This window comes from Stenotrophomonas hibiscicola ATCC 19867, assembly GCF_000382065.1.
Classification (GTDB): Bacteria; Pseudomonadota; Gammaproteobacteria; order Xanthomonadales; family Xanthomonadaceae; genus Stenotrophomonas; species Stenotrophomonas hibiscicola.
Genome location: NZ_KB907499.1, coordinates 731,999 through 749,427 on the forward strand (window position 1 = coordinate 731,999; position 17,429 = coordinate 749,427).

Annotated in this window: 13 protein-coding genes; 4 read left to right on the forward strand and 9 right to left on the reverse strand. The window is 66.6% G+C overall.

Annotation, left to right across the window (positions count from 1 at the left end; translation table 11 throughout):
- Positions 1-23 precede the first annotated feature (23 nt).
- Entirely contained in the window at positions 24-344 is a 321-nt protein-coding gene (locus G370_RS0108085) for a hypothetical protein (RefSeq protein WP_019660136.1), read from the reverse strand.
- Between the two features lie 16 nt (positions 345-360).
- Positions 361-2,112 (reverse strand): aspartate--tRNA ligase, encoded by a 1,752-nt coding sequence (gene aspS / locus G370_RS0108090; protein ID WP_019660137.1) that lies wholly within the window; start codon positions 2,110-2,112, stop codon positions 361-363.
- A gap of 159 nt (positions 2,113-2,271) precedes the next feature.
- Here aspS and G370_RS0108095 point away from each other — a divergent pair, with 159 nt between their 5' ends.
- Positions 2,272-3,015: a DUF3011 domain-containing protein gene (locus G370_RS0108095; RefSeq protein WP_019660138.1), complete on the forward strand. Its 744-nt coding sequence runs from the start codon at positions 2,272-2,274 to the stop codon at positions 3,013-3,015.
- Positions 3,016-3,092: 77 nt separating this feature from the next.
- Here the strand turns inward: G370_RS0108095 and G370_RS0108100 are convergent, their stop codons facing one another.
- From G370_RS0108100 to blaL2, 3 genes are all read right to left on the reverse strand, one after another.
- Positions 3,093-3,737 (reverse strand): hypothetical protein, encoded by a 645-nt coding sequence (locus G370_RS0108100; protein WP_019660139.1) that lies wholly within the window; start codon positions 3,735-3,737, stop codon positions 3,093-3,095.
- Positions 3,738-3,790: 53 nt separating this feature from the next.
- A complete protein-coding gene (locus G370_RS0108105; RefSeq protein WP_019660140.1) occupies positions 3,791-5,005 on the reverse strand; it encodes a cation:proton antiporter in 1,215 nt (404 codons plus the stop codon).
- An 85-nt stretch (positions 5,006-5,090) separates the two neighbouring features.
- A complete protein-coding gene (gene blaL2 / locus G370_RS0108110; RefSeq protein WP_019660141.1) occupies positions 5,091-6,002 on the reverse strand; it encodes a L2 family extended-spectrum class A beta-lactamase in 912 nt (303 codons plus the stop codon).
- A gap of 175 nt (positions 6,003-6,177) precedes the next feature.
- On the opposite strand from blaL2, the gene ampR reads away from it, so the two are divergent.
- Positions 6,178-7,041, forward strand: coding sequence for a LysR family transcriptional regulator AmpR (gene ampR, locus G370_RS0108115; RefSeq protein WP_019660142.1), 864 nt, complete (start codon positions 6,178-6,180; stop codon positions 7,039-7,041).
- A gap of 91 nt (positions 7,042-7,132) precedes the next feature.
- Here the strand turns inward: ampR and G370_RS0108120 are convergent, their stop codons facing one another.
- Positions 7,133-8,998, reverse strand: coding sequence for an ABC-F family ATP-binding cassette domain-containing protein (locus G370_RS0108120; RefSeq protein WP_019660143.1), 1,866 nt, complete (start codon positions 8,996-8,998; stop codon positions 7,133-7,135).
- A 335-nt stretch (positions 8,999-9,333) separates the two neighbouring features.
- Here G370_RS0108120 and G370_RS0108125 point away from each other — a divergent pair, with 335 nt between their 5' ends.
- Entirely contained in the window at positions 9,334-11,721 is a 2,388-nt protein-coding gene (locus G370_RS0108125) for a TonB-dependent receptor plug domain-containing protein (protein WP_019660144.1), read from the forward strand.
- A gap of 104 nt (positions 11,722-11,825) precedes the next feature.
- Here G370_RS0108125 and G370_RS0108130 read toward each other — a convergent pair whose 3' ends face one another.
- Both G370_RS0108130 and G370_RS0108135 read right to left on the reverse strand, forming a co-directional pair.
- Positions 11,826-12,854 (reverse strand): hypothetical protein, encoded by a 1,029-nt coding sequence (locus G370_RS0108130; RefSeq protein WP_245541205.1) that lies wholly within the window; start codon positions 12,852-12,854, stop codon positions 11,826-11,828.
- A gap of 44 nt (positions 12,855-12,898) precedes the next feature.
- The gene (locus G370_RS0108135) at positions 12,899-13,414 is read right to left on the reverse strand and encodes a hypothetical protein (RefSeq protein ID WP_019338704.1); all 516 of its coding nucleotides are present in this window, start codon (positions 13,412-13,414) and stop codon (positions 12,899-12,901) included.
- Between the two features lie 483 nt (positions 13,415-13,897).
- On the opposite strand from G370_RS0108135, the gene ybaL reads away from it, so the two are divergent.
- Positions 13,898-15,595 carry a YbaL family putative K(+) efflux transporter gene (gene ybaL / locus G370_RS0108140; protein WP_019660146.1) on the forward strand — a complete coding sequence of 566 codons (1,698 nt, stop codon included), beginning with the start codon at positions 13,898-13,900 and terminating at the stop codon, positions 15,593-15,595.
- Positions 15,596-16,003: 408 nt separating this feature from the next.
- Here ybaL and G370_RS0108145 read toward each other — a convergent pair whose 3' ends face one another.
- Positions 16,004-17,290 carry an O-acetylhomoserine aminocarboxypropyltransferase/cysteine synthase family protein gene (locus tag G370_RS0108145; protein ID WP_019660147.1) on the reverse strand — a complete coding sequence of 429 codons (1,287 nt, stop codon included), beginning with the start codon at positions 17,288-17,290 and terminating at the stop codon, positions 16,004-16,006.
- Positions 17,291-17,429: the final 139 nt, after the last annotated feature.

Consider the following 17,429-nt stretch of genomic DNA (forward strand, 5'->3'; position numbering starts at 1 on the left):
TTGACGCCAGGGCGAAGCAGGGGTCAAGCCTTTTCAGGCGACTCCGCTTCTTCTTCCCCGTCCTCTTCCTCGTACTCCTCTTCGTCCTCGTCCTCTTCTTCCTCGCCTTCCTCGTCCTCGTCGTACTCTTCCTCTTCGTCGTCCTCGTAATCCTCGACGCCGAAGTCTTCACCGTCCCAACGGCCTTCGCCGTCGGCGACGAAGGTCAGGGCCATCGCCGCCGGGTTGGTACCGACGCGGACCAGCCAACCACCGAACACCCGTGCACGCTCGGTGACCAGGTTGGCCTCGGAGCCTTCATTGCCCAGCTTTTCCCACTCCAGCGAAAACGCAAACTCGGTCATTGCCTGGATCTCCTGATCAGTTGGTCTTGGGGCGAACCTGGATGTGCACTTCGGCCAGCTGCGCGTCGACGATCGGCGACGGCGCGTCGGTCATCAGATCCTGTGCACCGGTAGTCTTCGGGAACGGGATGACGTCGCGGATCGATTCGGTGCCGGCCATCAGCGCGGCGATGCGGTCGATGCCGAAGGCAATGCCACCGTGCGGCGGCGCGCCGTAGTTCAGAGCGTCGAGCAGGAAGCCGAACTTGGCACGGGCTTCTTCGGCACCGATGCCCAGCAGCTCGAACACCGCGCTCTGCATGTCCGGACGGTGGATACGGATCGAACCGCCGCCGATCTCATTGCCGTTGAGCACCATGTCGTAGCCGCGCGAAACGGCGGTACGGGCGTTGGCGCGCAGGTCGGCGATGTCGTCCACTGCCGGCGCGGTGAAGGGGTGATGCAGGGCGACGTAACGCTGTTCTTCCTCGTCCCATTCGAACATCGGGAAGTCGGTGACCCACAGCGGCGCCCAGCCGTCGGCGACCAGGCCGAAGTCCTTGCCGGCCTTCAGGCGCAGCGCGCCCATGAAGTCGGAGACCTTGTTGTAGCCGCCGGCACCAAAGAACACGATGTCGCCGTTGCCGGCGCCAACATGGGCGACCAGCGCAGCGAAGGAGGCCTCGCTGAAGAACTTCTGGATCGGCGAGCTGATTTCGCCGTTGTCGGCGATCTTGATGTAGGCCAAGCCCTTGGCGCCGTACTTGGCGGCGTGCGCGGCGTACTCGTCGATCTGCTTGCGGCTCAGCGCTGCGCCGCCCGGGATCCGCAGCGCGGCGACGCGGCCTTCGGTATCGTTGGCCGGGCCGGTGAACACTGCGAACTCGCTGTCCTTGACCAGTTCAGCCACGTCGACCAGCTCCAGCGCGATGCGCAGGTCCGGCTTGTCCGAACCGTAGCGACGCATCGCCTCGGCCCAGGTCATGCGCGGGAAGCTGGCATCCAGCTGGACGTCGACCACTTCCTTGAAGATGGCGCGGATCATGTCTTCGACGAAGTCCTGCACGTCGCGCTCGCGCACGAAGGCGAATTCCATGTCCAGCTGGGTGAACTCCAGCTGGCGGTCGGCACGCAGTGCTTCATCGCGGAAGCAGCGCGCGATCTGGTAGTAGCGGTCGAAGCCGGCCACCATCAGGATCTGCTTGAACAGCTGCGGGCTCTGCGGCAGGGCGTAGAACTCGCCCGGGTGCATGCGCGCCGGCACCAGGAAGTCGCGGGCGCCTTCCGGGGTGGCCTTGGTCAGGATCGGGGTCTCGATGTCCTGGAAGCCCTTCTCGTCCAGGTGGCGGCGCAGGGCCTGCACCAGCTTGATGCGGGTGCGCTGCATGCGCTGCATTTCCGGGCGGCGCAGGTCCAGGTAGCGGTACTTCAGGCGGGTTTCTTCGCCCGGGTTCTCGTGGGCGTGGAACGGCAGCGGCGCGGCCTTGTTCAGCACGGTGATGGCAGTGGCGATCACTTCCACCTTGCCGGTGCGCATCTTGTCGTTCACCGCGTGGCGGGCACGCACCACGCCTTCCACCTGCAGCACGTCCTCATAGCCCAGCGACGCGGCCACGGCGAACACGTCGGCGTTGTCGACTTCCACGGTCACCTGCACGATGCCTTCATGATCTCGAAGATCGATGAAGCAGACGCCGCCCTGGTTACGGGCCACGTCGGTCCAGCCGGCGAGGGTGACAGTCTGGCCAATCAGGGTCTCATCGACCAGGCCGCAGAAGTGGGTACGCATGGGGGGGAAGCTCCGCTGGAGAACGCCGGCACCGGATGGGGGCCGGAAAGCCTCGTATTCTGCGGCCGAGGCCCCGGCCGGGGCAAATCCGGCCAGTCACACCGGCTTGATCGCCCCCCTCCCTATAGTCGGGCACCTGCCACCGTATGGGATGCCGCCATGAAACCGCTGTCCCTGGCCAGCCTGGCCGTAACCCTCAGCCTGGGTGCCCTGGGTACCCTTGCCCTGCCCGCCCCTTCCGCGCATGCGCAGAGCGGCGTGGTCCGCTGCGAAAGCCAGAACAACCGCGAACGGGTCTGCAACACCGGCTGGCGCAATGCGCAGCTGGTGCGCCAGCTGTCCGGCTCGGACTGTGATGAAGGACGAACCTGGGGCAGCCGTAACGGCAGCATCTGGGTCACCAACGGCTGCCGAGCGGAGTTCGTCGAGGCCCGCGGTGGCTGGGGCGGCGGCAATGGCGGTGGCTGGGGCGGCAACAACGGCCGGCCCGGCGAGACCATCCGCTGCGAGAGCCAGAACAACCGTGAGCGCAGCTGCCCGGTCGGCTGGCGCAATGCCCGCCTGGTCCGCCAGCTGTCTGGCAGCCCCTGCAACGAAGGGCGTACCTGGGGCGTGCGCAATGGCGCGGTCTGGGTCAGTGGCGGTTGCCGTGCCGAATTCGCCGAAGCCCGTGGCTGGGGCGGTGGCGGCGGTGGCTGGGGCGGCGGAAACAGCAATTACACGGTGACCTGCAGCAGCAACAACAACCGCTCGCAGACCTGCGACTGGGATGAGCGCCAGGGCCGCCCGGTGCTGCAGCAGCAGCTGTCCGGCAGTGCCTGCCAGGAAGGCCGCAGCTGGGGTTACTCGCGTGGCCAGGTGTGGGTGAGCAACGGCTGCCGGGCGCGCTTCGGCACGCAGTGAGGGGTAGCGCCGGGCCATGCCCGGCGAGCGCAGTGGCGCGGTCAACTGCAGAAAAACCTGCCGGGCACGGCCCGGCGCTACCGGGCTGGCTGCGCGGCCTCATCACCCCAAGGCGGCGGTGGCAGGTCGACCGGCCTGCTCAGATCGAACTGCACGCGGAAGCGGCGGCCGTCCGGGCGTGTCAGCTCGTAGACGAAGGTCTGGTCGGGATCGATCTCCATCGCCCACGTGTTGTGGGTCGACGCCAGCATGTCGGCGCGGCGGAACATCGCCACCGACTCCGTATCGGCCGGGAACTGCTGGCGCTCGGCGGTGCCCGGTGGCGTGCTGTCGCCACCGTAGAGGGTGATCGCGTCGGGGCTGCCATCTTCGTGGCGGTGGTCGTGCTTCAGCCGCAGCCCGTTCGGCGTGCGGGTCAGCACCCAGGTCCGCGAGTGGTCATCACCCACGTGGAACGGGATGCGCAGCTCATGCGCCGGGTCGGCGCAGCCACGCACATGCATGACCAGGCGCTGCCCGGCGAACGGATCCTTGCCGGTCGGTGCCGGCGAGTCCTCCACCACCTTGCCGGCGTAGGCCTGGCCGCAATGTGCAGCGATGGCGGCCATGAAGGCGTCGGCCGGTGCGGTCGCCAGATCATGGGCGACCGTATCGGAGCGCTGCGTGCACGCAGCGAGGCTGAGCAGGAGGGCGGCGGTAGTGGCAACGGCAATCGATCTCATGCCCCAACCCTAACGGCCATGGACGATGGGCGCAAACCGCGCGCCAGTCCCGCTCAGCGCTCGGCAGACGGTGCTGTCGGCAGTGCTTCGGTCGCCGCCACGGGTGCGGCCTCGCCCTGACCGGCCGGCTCCTGCTCCACCGGATCAACGTCAAACGGGGTACGGAACACCAGCGAAGGCAGCAGCGTAGTCAGCGCCGCGTACAGCAACAGCGCACCGAACAGCACCGCCGGGATCTGGAAGCGCTCGCGCATGATCGCCGCCAGCACCAGGGTGAAGATCAGCGTCGGTGCCAGCGCCAGCGAGACCCGCAGGCTGCTGCGGAAGCTCTCGCCGAACATCACCCGGCGCTGCAGCCAGACCACGCCGATGCGCAGCGGCAGCACCACCAGGGTGATCACGATGCCCAGCCCCAGCGCCTCGAAGCTGAGCGCTTCGCTGGGAACTTTGGTGCCGGCGTTGAAGAAGTAGAACGGCACGAAGAACGAGGCGAACAGGCGCAGCGCATGCAGGTTCTCGTGCGAGGCCAGCAACGGCATGCGCTGGTGCAGCAGGCGCGCGACCAGCCCGGCGATGAACGCGCCAACCAGGTAGTACACGCCCAGCAGGTAGGTGATGTAGGCCGCCACCATGCCGACCATCACCAGCAGCGAGAATTCCGAGCCGGGCGCATGCGGTGCCACCCAGCGACCCAGCGCGATGAACAGCAACGGCAGGCCGACCATCATCGCCAGCAGCGCCAGGCTGGACAGCGCCATATGCCCCGGATCGCCGGCCTGCAGCACGATGAACAACGCCGCCAGCGCCAGCAGTTCGCCGGCGATCGCCTTGCTGGTCACCCAGAACCGCTCGTCCTCGCTCAGGCCCAGCCGCGACAGCGAATCCATGATGAAGCCCGTGGACGGCGTCAGCAGCGCCAACGCCAACAGGCCAGCGGCCTGCCACGGCAGCCCCGCATAGCGCCAAGCCAGCCAGCCCACCCCGAACAGCGTGCCGGTACGGATGACCAGATGTGCCAGCAGCGGCCACATGCCCCGGCGCAGCGCCTGCAGATCCACTTCCAGGCCGGCGAACAGGAACAGCGAGGAAATGCCCAGGGTGGCCAGCAGTCCGATCACCGCATCATGTGCCTGATCCCCCAGCCAGAGCATGCCGATGATGCCGAACAGCAGGCAGGTCAGTGGTGCGGGCAGGCTGAAGCGCTGCAGCGCGCGCGGGATCACCAGCAGCGCGAAGATCAGCAGCAGGTAGATCAACTCATGGCTCATCGGGGTCTTCCGTGGGGTTCGAACGCGCGCAGGATGCGCGCGCCGAACCGATCCGGCAAGCGACGTTTGAATGACCCCGGTTACCTCACCCAATCAGTCGATCGGCGATCCGGCCCACCTGGGCCAGCACCTGGGCGCGCTGCTCGTTGCTGATCGCACTGGCCTGCAGATAGGCGGTCAGCACCCACGGTGCGCCGCCTGCCCGCGGCCACAACACGGCAATATCGTTGCGCGCGTCCTCGCCATTGCTGCCGGTCTTGTCGCCCACCCGCCAGCGCTTGCCCAGTCCCGCGCGCAGGCAGGCGTCACCGGTCTCGTTATCGATCAGCCAGTCGGCCAGCTGCTGCCGCGATGCCGGCTGCAGCACTTTCCCCAGCACCACACGCTGCAGCGAACCCGCCATCGCAGCCGGGGTGGTGGTGTCGCGCGGGTCGCCTTCGGCGAAGCTGTTCATTTCCGGCTCCAGCCGGTCGCTGCGGCTGACCGCATCGCCGCTGGCGCGCAGGAACGCGGTGACCGCTGGCGGCCCGCCGACCACATCAAACAACAGGTTGGCAGCGGTGTTGTCGCTGGTGATGATCGTGGCACGGCACAGATCGCGCACGGTCATGTCCTTGCCGGCATGACGGCGGGTGACCGGTGCGTGCGAGAGCAGATCGGCGTCACGCACCGGCACCCGCCGGTCCAGCAATGCCGGCATGCGCTCGGCCTGGCTGAGCACGGTCGCGGCCAGCATGCTCTTGAAGGTGCTGCACATCGGGAAGCGCTCGTCCTGGCGATGACCGATGCGGCGACCGCTGGCAGTGTCCAGCAGGGTCACGCCGAGGCGTCCGGCGCAGGCCTTTTCCAGCGCGGCGAAGTCAGTGGCGGCGGTAATGGCGGCATCGGTGGGCGCGGTGGCGGCGGCCCTGCCCGCTGCACGTGCCAGCAACGGCAGCGCAAACGAGGAAGCAACGGCGGCACCACTGAACTGCAGGAATCGGCGACGGGCAAGCATGCGGGTTCTCCTGGGGGACCGCTCGATTATTGAAGCCTTGATCGGGAGCGACCAGCGCAAAAAATCTGCAATAGACATGAGAAGTATTAATGCCTGACGTATTCAACCCTTTAATTTCCCGAAATCCACCATTGAAGGGTTAGGATCAGCCATCACTCCAGCTCACGACGGCGCGATGTTGCACCCTACCCTGCCCCTGAACGCGCTGCGCGCCTTCGAGGCCGCCGCCCGCCACCAGAACTTCACCCGTGCCGCGCTGGAGCTGTGTGTCAGCCAGGCCGCGCTGAGCCACCAGATTCGCGGGCTTGAGGACCGGCTCGGCATCCGCCTGTTCCATCGCCTGCCGCGCGGCGTGGCGCTCACCGAAGAAGGCGCGGCGCTGTATCCGGTGCTCAACGAATCGTTTGAACGCATCTCGGCCAGCATCGCGCGTTACACCGGCGGACCTGCGCGTGAAGTGCTGACCCTGGGCGTGGTCGGCACCTTCGCCACCGGCTGGCTGCTGCCACGGCTGGCCGCGTTCGAGGCAGCGCACCCGGACATCGAGCTGCGCCTGCAGACCCACAACAACCGCATCGACCTGGCCGGCGAAGGCCTGGACCTGGCCATCCGGTTTGGTGATGGCGACTGGCAGGGCCAGGCCTGCACGGCGATCCTCGACGCGCCGTTCGCGCCGCTGTGCGCGCCGGCACTGGCGCGGCGCCTGAAACAGCCGCGCGACCTGGGCACGCTGCCGCTGCTGCGCTCCTATCGCAGCGACGAATGGCCGCGCTGGTTGCAGGCGGCAGGCGTCAGTGGCGTGGAAGCGCGCGGGCCGGTGTTCGATTCGTCGTTGACCGTGGCGATGGCCGCGGCCGGTGGTGCCGGCGTGGCGCTGCTGCCGCTGCGCATGTTCGAGCAGGAGCTGGCCGAAGGCCGCCTGCTGCAGCCGTTCGGCACCACACTGGAGCTGGGACGCTACTGGCTGACGCGGCTGCGCTCGCGTGCAGAGCGCGAGCCGGCAAAGCGGTTCCGCGAGTGGCTGCAGGCGCAGGGATGAAACGCAGGGAACGTGGGTAGCGCCGGGCCATGCCCGGCGGCTTTTGCGATCCGTTGCGCTCGCCGGGCATGGCCCGGCGCTACCGATGGCATCAGGACTCGAGCAGTTCCATCCAGGCGGCTTCGGCCTTTTCCAGCTGCGCCGCGGCGGTTTCGCGGTCACGGCCGAGTACCGCCATGCGCGTGGCATCGGCGTAGTTGGCCGGGTCGGCCAGCTGCCGGTCCAGCTCGGCCAGTGCACCTTCCAGCTCGGCCACCTTGGCCTCGGCCGCGGCCAGCTTGTGCGGGTTCACCGGCTTCTTCTGCACCACCTGCGCCACCGGGGCGGTCTTGACCACCACCGGCTCTTCCACCTGCTCCATGCGCGCCTTGGTGCCCTGCGCCTGCGGGCGGGTCCGCAGCCACGCGGCATAGGCATCCAGGTCGCCATCGAACGGCTCGACCACGCCATCGGCCACGCGCCAGTAGGTATCGCAGACCAGGCCGATCAGATGGCGGTCGTGCGAGACCATCACGATCGCGCCTTCGAAGGTGGCCAATGCTTCGGCCAGCGCTTCGCGCATTTCCAGATCAAGGTGGTTGGTCGGTTCGTCCAGCAGCAGCACGTTCGGCTGCTGCCAGGCGATCAGCGCCAGCGCCAGGCGTGCGCGCTCGCCACCGGAGAAGCCGTCGACCGGCTCGAACGCGCGGTCACCCGGGAAGTTCCACTTGCCGAGGAAGTCGCGGAACGACTGGTTCGGTGCGTCCGGGGCGATCTCGCGGAAGTGCTCCATCGGCGACTGGCCTTCGTGCAGCGACTCCACCGTGTGCTGGGCGAAGTAGCCGATCTTCAGGTCCGGGTGCGCCATGCGCTCGCCGACGATCGGCGCCAGTTCACCCACCAGGGTCTTCACCAGGGTGGTCTTGCCGGCGCCGTTGGGGCCGAGCAGTCCGATGCGCTGGCCCGCTTCCAGACCGAAGCCGACGTTGTGCAGGATCACCGCGTCCTTGCCGTAGCCGGCCTCGACGTGGTTCAGGCGGATCAGCGAGAACGGCAGCTTGGCCGGCGGCGCGAACTCGATACGGAACTCACGCTCGGCGCGCACCGCTTCGGTGCCGGCCAGCTTGGCCAGGCGCTTCATGCGGCTCTGCGCCTGCGCGGCCTTGCTGGCCTGCGCCTTGAAGCGGTCGATGAAACTCTGCAGGTGGGCACGCTCGGCCTGCTCCTTCTCGTGCGCGATCTGCTGCTGGCGCAGCTGTTCGGCGCGCTGGCGCTCGAAATCGGTGTAGCCGCCCGGGTAGAGTTTGGCGCCGCCACCGTGCAGGTGCAGGGTGTGGGTGGCCACGTTGTCGAGGAACTCGCGGTCATGCGAGATCAGCAGCAGGGTGCCCGGGTACTTCAGCAGCCACTGTTCCAGCCAGTACACCGCGTCCAGATCCAGGTGGTTGGTCGGTTCGTCCAGCAGCAGCAGGTCGCTGGGCATCATCAGCGCGCGGGCCAGGTTCAGGCGTACGCGCCAGCCGCCGGAGAACGAGGAGACCGCGCGGTGATGGGTCTCGGCCGGGAAACCAAGGCCGTGGAGCAGCTTGCCGGCGCGCGCTTCGGCGTCGTAGGCCCCCATCTCGGCCATCTTGGTGTGTGCGTTGGCCACCGCCTCCCAGTCTTCGCGCGCGGTCGCCTCGGCCTCTTCGGCCAGCACCGCGGCCACCTCGGTGTCGCCGCCCAGCACGAAGCTCAGCGCCGGGTCCGGCAGCGACGGGGTTTCCTGGGCCACGCTGGCGATACGGACCTTGCCGGGCAGGTCGACGTCACCCTTGTCGGCCTCCAGCTCGCCCTTCACCGCCGCGAACAGGCTGGACTTGCCAGCACCGTTGCGGCCGACCACACCTACCCGGTAACCGGCGTGCAGGGTCAGGTCGACATTGGACAACAGCAGCCGCTCGCCGCGGCGCAAGGCGAAATTACGAAGGGAGATCATCGGGGGAGGGGTCCATATAACCGGATGGAATGTGCTGGTGAGCACTGTTCCTGCGACGCAATTCTAGCGTTAACGAATACTTGACGCGTCCCGGGATGCGCAGTGGCCGACGTTCCTCTCTCCCACGTCCCCGCCGCGCGCGTCCCGGGTCTCCTCCCCGCCGATGCCTGTCCGGGCTAAATGGTTGCTGCTGCAACGTTTTTTTCGATGACCGGCATTTGACAGGCACTGAATATCCCGTTAATTGCTGTATTGCGCACCGCAACAACCGCCGTCCGCCTCACCCCCGTGATGTCGATTCCGGTGCCGCCCCCGCCAACCGGAGCCCCATCCCGATGACCCGCAAGACCAGCCTGATCGCCGCCGCCGTCGCTGTCGCACTCGGTGGCTCTCCGTTCGGTGCCGCTGCCCAGCAGGCCGGCACCGCCGCCAACACCCTGGACACGGTGATCGTCACCGGCACCCGCGTGGCCGACCGCACGGTCGCCGAATCGCAGTCGCCGATCGACATCATCACCCCTGAAGTGCTGCAGTCCACCGGCACCAGTGAGCTGGCCACCGCACTGTCGCGCGCCCTGCCCTCGCTGAACTTCCCGCGCCCGGCCTTGACCGACGGCACCAGTGGCGTGCGCCCGGCGCAGCTGCGCGGCCTGTCACCGGACCAGGTGCTGGTGCTGGTCAACGGCAAGCGCCGCCACACCTCGGCGATGATCAACGTCAACGGCAGCATCGGCCGTGGCTCGTCGGCGGTGGACATCAACGCGATCCCGATCGCCGCGATCGAGCGCGTGGAAGTGCTGCGCGACGGCGCGTCGGCGCAGTACGGCTCGGACGCCATCGCCGGCGTCATCAACATCGTGCTCAAGGGCAGCGGCCGTGGCGGCAGCCTGGCCGTGGACTACGGCCAGTACTCGGCCGGTGACGGCAACAAGTACCAGCTCTCCGGCGACACCGGCGTCGAGTTCGGCAACGGCCGCGGCCGGGTGCACGTGGCCGGCCAGATCAGCCAGCAGGACGAGAGCAACCGCGCCGGCCCGTACCGCGGCACCACGCCGAACACCGGCAACTTCCCCAGCATCGGCCAGAAGACCTTCATCGTCGGCGACCCGCGCGTGGATGCCACCGCCGCCTCGGCCAACGCCAGCTTCGACTTCAGCGACCACGTGACCGGCTACGCCAGCGCGCTGCTCAGCAACCGCGACATCACCTCGTTCGCGTTCTACCGTTCGCGCAACCACAGCGGGCAGAGCGCGCTGCTGGCGCAGACCTACCCGGACGGCTACGTGCCGGAGATCAACCAGTACTCCAAGGACCGCTCGCTGGTGGCCGGGGTCAAGGGCAACACCGACAACGGCTGGACCTGGGACCTGAGCCTGAACCACGGCGAGAACACCCTCGACTTCCACACCCGCAACAGCATCAACTACAGCCTCGGCGCCACCAGCCCGCGCTCGTTCTACGACGGCACGCTGAAGTACCAGCAGGACATCTTCAATGCCGACCTGACCAAGTCACTGGACTGGGGCCTGGCCTACCCGGTCACGCTGTCCTTCGGCGGTGAGTACCGCAAGGAGAAGTGGGACCAGAACCCGGGCGAACTGAACTCGTACACCGGCAGCGGCGCGCAGGGCTTCGCGGGCTTCACCCCGACCAATGAAGTGCATGCCGACCGCCACAACTACGCGGTCTATGCCGGCCTGGAAGCGGACCTGACCGAGAAGTTCTCGGCCGGCATCACCGGCCGCTACGAGGACTACTCGGACTTCGGCGACCGCTTCTCCGGCAAGCTGTCGGCGCGCTATGCATTCACCGACAAGGTCGCGCTGCGGGCAACCGCCTCCAGCGGCTTCCGTGCACCGTCGCTGGCGCAGCAGGGCTACCAGGCGGTGACCAGCCAGTTCCTCAATGGCGTGTTCGTCGAGCGTGGCACCTTCCCGACCACCAGCCCGGCCGCGCAGGCGCTGGGCGCCTCGCCGTTGAAGGCCGAGACCTCCACCTCCTACAGCCTGGGCCTGGTGCTGCAGCCGGTGGACCGCCTGTACATCACCGTCGATGCGTACCAGATCGACATTGATGACCGCATCGCGCTCTCGTCCAGCATCACCACCAACGCCGCCACCAGCGCGCTGCTGGGCACCCTCGGCCTGCCGCAGGTGACCGCGTTCTCGTACTTCACCAACGGCCTGGATACGCGCACCCGCGGCGTCGACTTCGTCTCCAGCTACACCGTGCCGTTCAGCGCCAGCAGCCTGGAGCTGACCGCTGCGTACAGCTACAACGACACCGAAGTGCGCCGTGTCGGCGGCACCCCGCCGGTGTTCGGCACGCTGGGCCTGACCCAGTCGCTGATCGGTCGCGATGAAATTGGCCGCATCGAGGACAGCTACCCGCGCGACAAGGCGATCCTGAGCGGCACCTGGCGTTCGGACCACTGGGAGCTGGGCTTGGCCGCCACCCGCTACGGCAAGTTCACCGTGCGCAACTCGGCCACCGCGCTGCGCGACCAGACCTACGGCGATGCCTGGGTGGTGGATGCCTCGGCCAGCTACAAGCCGAGCAGCAACTGGACCCTGACCGTGGGCGCCGACAACCTGCTGGACAAGTACCCGGACCGCACCGAAGACCTGCAGAACTCCACCTTCGGCATGCTGCCCTACAGCAACTACTCGCCGTTCGGCTTCAACGGCGCGTATGTGTACGGGCGGATCAAGTACACCTGGTAAGCGAGGCTCTGGTAGTGCCGGCCGCGGGCCGACAACTCCTAGCCACATCTCTCACACCCGCCGGAGTGATCCGGCGGGTGTTTTGTTATGTGCTGCGGGCAAGATCAGCCGCGCGGCTGGCAATTGGACGTGCGATGACCTTCTACGATCACACGGACAGACTCGAGACAGTTGTCCAGACTGTCAAAATTCACGCTCACTTGAAGACCAGGCAGCGACCACCTCGCGCTGCCAAACGTTCCTTCATCAAGCCAACGACTGGCTCGTTGATCCATGCGCTCTTCGAGAATGGACGGCGGATCATCGAATTGAAGGCCGAATGGCAGCGGCCCAGCCCAGGCTCTTGAGTTTCCCAGTCGATCGCGGACGAAACTGATGCCGGTGCATACCGGATGGCTACCGGGCACGCCCTGCCTACTGTCAAAGTAAAGGATGAAGCCATGCTCGTCGGCTCTATCAACGACCTCGCTGCTCGCCTCCGCCATCAGACTCGCAAGACCAAGGTCCCGGAACGCGACCTGGGAATCGGGGTCATTGGTCGATCTGCCGAGGACAGCGAGCACCTGCTCCGCCGAAGGGTACTCGCGCGTTGCCGGTGCGCAAGCCAATGGATGCATGGGAATTCCCAAGCTGATATCGAAGATCCCACGCGCTCCTGCCTGTTTGATGCATCCAGCCTGATACGTCAGACGGATGCGGTAGTCAGGCAGCCACCACGCGTCACGCCTGCCGGCGTGCAAGCTGTCCCCAAAGCCCGCCGTGGCGAGCCTTTCGCGCGCTGTCGTCCTGTCGTCCTCCCATTGCAGGCCAAACAGCAGGTCGCCTTCGTACCTGCGCATGACATCCGGAATGCCGGCCGTCACCGCAACGTTGGTGAAGATCAGCTCACCGCTCTTGCCGTGCGAAGCAATGGATCGCCCGTTCCAGTAGTTGCGCTCGCTGAAGGAGAACAGCATGCCCCGCGCGCTCACACGCACAATCGCCTCGTAAGGGCTTTTGGCAGGACGGGCCAGCTCTGGCCTTCGCCTGACGCCAAGCGACTGCAGCATCGTTGAGACGGCTGGGTCAGTGGCGCTTCTGCCAAACAGGGCTGTTACTGCCTGGATGTGCACCATATTTGTTGGAAGAATCATGGAAGCCCCACTGTCCATTCGAGCGGGTTGCGCATACGCCGCGATTACGCTTGGCTATGAGTACGGTCCACCGGAATGCCAACGGATACGCAGCGAATCGAATCTCCGGGACCGGAAAAATCCACCGTAAGCTCCAGACCGCTGACCCACCAGATATCCACTTCTCCAGAAAAGCCCATCTCGACAGCGTTCCCTGCACCCAGAACGGCAAGTCGCTCCCTGACATGTGGACGCAGCATGGAAAAGCTCACTCCGTGGGGTAAAGACCCAGCGTAGGCCCGCTTGTTTTTCCTGACTCCCCAGAAGATCGCGTCAGTCAGCACCCATGGGCCATCGTCCAGATCGTGATACGGAATGTCCTTCAGTAGTCCGATGTCCTTGAATTCCAACTGCAGCGAACCCTCGCTGTCGGTCCATATTCGCCTTCCGGCCAAGTTGAACGGATAGCGACGGAAGTCGACCTCGCCGATTTCCAGTTCAAGGAGCAACCGGGACATGGAAGCAGAACTCGTGTCCTGGCCTACCGCCTGAATCACTACGTCGATGTCGGGAAGCTTCATGCGGTCATCCACCCACGCAGTCTGAAGAGAGCAGGCCCCGCCTGGTTGGCAAGCAGAAGGGGCAATGAGCACATGGTGACGCGTGCGGGGCTCGGGAAAACTTCGGCCAGACCTCAGGCGTCCTGCCCAGAACGCGCGCCACCAGAATGACTTCCCACCCTCGTATATCATTGGATCGACTGAAAAACCTTCGCACAGGGGCAAAGGGTCCTGCGATGGCACCGCCGCGTATCGAAACCATCCTCCTTCCCGTGCCCGTCTCGGGTGGCGTCGGTCTGGCTCCGGTTCACGGTCGAGAGCAACTGGTCACCCCAAACAGGTCCGATCCCGACAGCGCCACCCTCGATCGCGCCGCACACGCCAGGCCGGACGCCGACCACTGATGGCTCCGCCCACGCAACGATCCGATACGCTGGCCGGGTTTGCCGTATGTGGCCGCATCGGTGAAAATCGGGGCATCCCCCCGATTTCCTGCGAGTGCCGATGCACCATGACACCGACCTGATCAACATCGTGGCCGTTGGCCTGGGGCTCGCCTTCATCTTCGGCGCGCTGGCCAACAAGCTCCGCTTGTCTCCCCTGGTCGGTTACCTGGTTGCTGGCATCTGCGTAGGCCCGTTCACCCCCGGCTTCGTCGCCGACCAGGCGCTGGCCAACCAGCTGGCCGAACTGGGCGTGATGCTGCTGATGTTCGGTGTCGGCCTGCACTTCTCGCTGAAGGACCTGATGGCGGTCAAGGCCATCGCCATTCCCGGTGCCATCGGCCAGATCGCGGTGGCCACCCTGCTCGGCTGGGGCGTGGCCTCGCTGATGGGCTGGCCGGCCATCCATGGCGTCATCTTCGGTTTCTCGCTGGCCACGGCCAGTACCGTGGTGCTGCTGCGGGCGATGGAGGAACGCCGGCTGCTGGAGACGATGCGCGGCAAGATCGCGGTCGGCTGGCTGATCGTCGAAGACCTGGCCTGTGTGCTGGCACTGGTGATGATGCCGGTGATGGCCGGCGTGTTTGGTCCCGACGCGGCCAAGGAATCGCATTCGCTGGGCAGCGTGCTGGCCGACATCGGCTGGACCTTCGTGCAGCTGGGCCTGTTCGTGGCGGTGATGCTGGTGGTCGGGCGCCGGGTCATCCCGTGGATCCTGGAACGCATCGCCGGTACCGGTTCGCGTGAGCTGTTCACCCTGTCCGTGCTGGCGATCGCGCTGGGCGTGGCGTTCGGCTCGGCGATGCTGTTCGGCGTCTCGTTCGCGCTGGGCGCGTTCTTTGCCGGCATGCTGCTCAACGAATCAGAACTGAGCCACAAGGCCGCGCATGATTCGCTGCCGCTGCGCGATGCGTTCGCGGTGTTGTTCTTTGTGTCGGTCGGCATGCTGTTCGACCCCAACATCATCGTGCAGCACCCGTGGCAGGTGCTGGCCACGGTGCTGATCATCATGTTCGGCAAGTCGGCCGCCGCGTTCTTCATCGTGCGTGCGTTCGGCCACCCGACCAGCACCGCGCTGACCATCTCGGCCAGCCTGGCGCAGATCGGCGAGTTCGCCTTCATCATCGCCGGCCTCGGCGTGGCGCTGCAGATCCTGCCGAAGGAAGGCCAGTCGCTGGTGCTGGCCGGGGCACTGGTGTCGATCATGCTCAACCCGCTGGTGTTCGGCCTGCTCGACCGTTGGCAGGCCAAGCAGGAGCAGTCCCCGCAGGCACCCGAGCCGCCTGAAGCCATCGGCCCGTCACGGGACCTGCATGACCACGCCATCGTGATCGGCTATGGCCGGGTCGGCAGCGAACTGGCGCAGGTGCTGAGCGACCGTGGCGTGCCGGTGCTGGTGATCGATGACAACAAGGAACACGTCGAGGCGGCGCACGCCAAGGGCCTGGCGGCGATCCGCGGCAGTGCGGCGGCCGACCGGGTGCTGGCCGAGGCCCATCCTGAGCGGGCGAAGATTGCGGTGCTGGCGATTCCGCAGCCGCTGGAAGCCGGTGAGGCGCTGGCCAAGCTGCGTGCGATCAACCCGGACCTGACCCTGCTGGCGCGCGCGCACAGCGATGCGGAAGTGAAGCATCTGCTGGAACACGGTGCCGATGGCACGGTGATGGCCGAACGTGAGCTGGCGTACTCGCTGGCGGAGATGATCATGTCCACACCGCCGTACCGGAATCTGGGGCAGCACAGTATCCCGGTGGTGTGAGAAGTGTGCTTGCGGCAGGGCTTGCAGCCCGGCACCTGCTGAAGCAACTTCAACTGCAACGGCAAAAGCAAAAGCAGGCATTCCGTGGGATGGCGGGGTGGGTCCGGTTGCGGGGGACGCCGTGAATACGTCCATGTAGGCTCGGTCGCCGCATCCATGCGGCTCACGCCCCCGCAACCGGACCCACCCCGCCTTCGACAGTTCCCCGCTGCTGTTGGTGCATTGGGTCAGATCCGTTTTCCGCAGGAAAACGGATCTGACCCCGGAAACAAAAAAATCCCCGGTCGACCCGCATCGACCGGGGATCTGGATCGCCACGTTGCCACGCCTTGGAGAGGCAGTTCCACCCTAGCGCATCGCGTGGCCGGCGGTGATCGCCTGTGGCGATGACGACCAAGCGCGTGGCTATCAGGCAGCGGCCAAGGCCTGCTCCAGGTCGGCGCGCAGGTCGCCGATGTGCTCGATGCCGATCGACAGCCGCACGGTGTCTTCACTGACGCCGGCCTTGGCCAGTTCCGCCGCATCCAACTGGCGGTGGGTGGTCGAGGCGGGATGGGTGGCCAGTGACTTCGCATCGCCGAGGTTGACCAGGCGGGTGAACAATTTCAGCGCGTCAAGGAAACGTGCGCCTGCCTCGCGCCCGCCCGGCAGGCCGAAGGTCAGCACGCCCGAGCCGTGCCCACCCAGATAGCGCTGCGCGGCGGCGTGCTCGGGGTCGTCGGCCAGTCCGGCGTAGCGCACCCACGCTACCTTGGCGTGCGCCTTCAGGTACTGCGCGACGGCCAGCGCATTGGCATTGATGCGTTCCATGCGCAGGGCCAGGGTCTCGATGCCCTGCAGGATCAGGAACGCATTGAACGGCGACAACGCTGCGCCGGTATTCCGCAGCGGCACCACGCGCGCGCGGCCGATGTAGGCCGCTGGCCCCAGGGCTTCGGTATAGACCACGCCATGGTAGCTGGGGTCGGGCTGGTTGAGCCGCGCGAAGCGTTGGGGCTGTGCGGTCCAGTCGAAGCTGCCCGAATCGATGATCGCGCCGCCCAGGCTGGTGCCGTGGCCGCCCAGGTACTTGGTCAGCGAGTGCACCACGATGTCGGCGCCGTGCTCGAACGGGCGCAGCAGGAAAGGCGTGGCCACCGTATTGTCGACGATCAGCGGCACCCCGGCGGCATGCGCGACCTCCGCAATCGCAGCGATGTCGGTGACGTTGCCACGCGGGTTGCCGATGGATTCGACGAACACCGCCTTGGTGCGCTCGTCGATCAGCGCGGCGAACGCAGAAGGATCAGCCGGATCAGCAAAGCGCGCCTGGATGCCGTACTGCGGCAGCGTGTGCGCCAGCAGGTTGAGGCTGCCGCCATACAGCGCGCTGGAGGCGACGATGTTGTCGCCGGCCTCTGCAATGGTCTGGATGGCATAGGTGATCGCGGCCTGCCCCGAGGCCAGCGCCAGCGCACCGATGCCGCCTTCCAGCGCAGCCAGGCGCTGCTCCAGTACGTCGGTGGTGGGGTTCATGATGCGCGTATAGATATTGCCCGGTACCTTCAGGTCGAACAGGTCGGCACCGTGCTGGGTGTCATCGAAGGCATACGCCACCGTCTGGTAGATCGGCACCGCCACCGCGCGGGTAGTCGGGTCGGGACGGTAGCCGCCGTGCACGGCCAGGGTTTCCAGTTGCCACTGCGGATCGCTCATTGCGCCAGGCTCCATCCGGGGAAACCGCCACCATAGGCCAGCCGTCGCCCGCCGCTGAAAGCTGCTGGCGATGACGCCCATACCGGGGGTTATCAGGTTGGCCGCGATTCAGGCAGCGGTCACGGGGCGTTGATAGGCT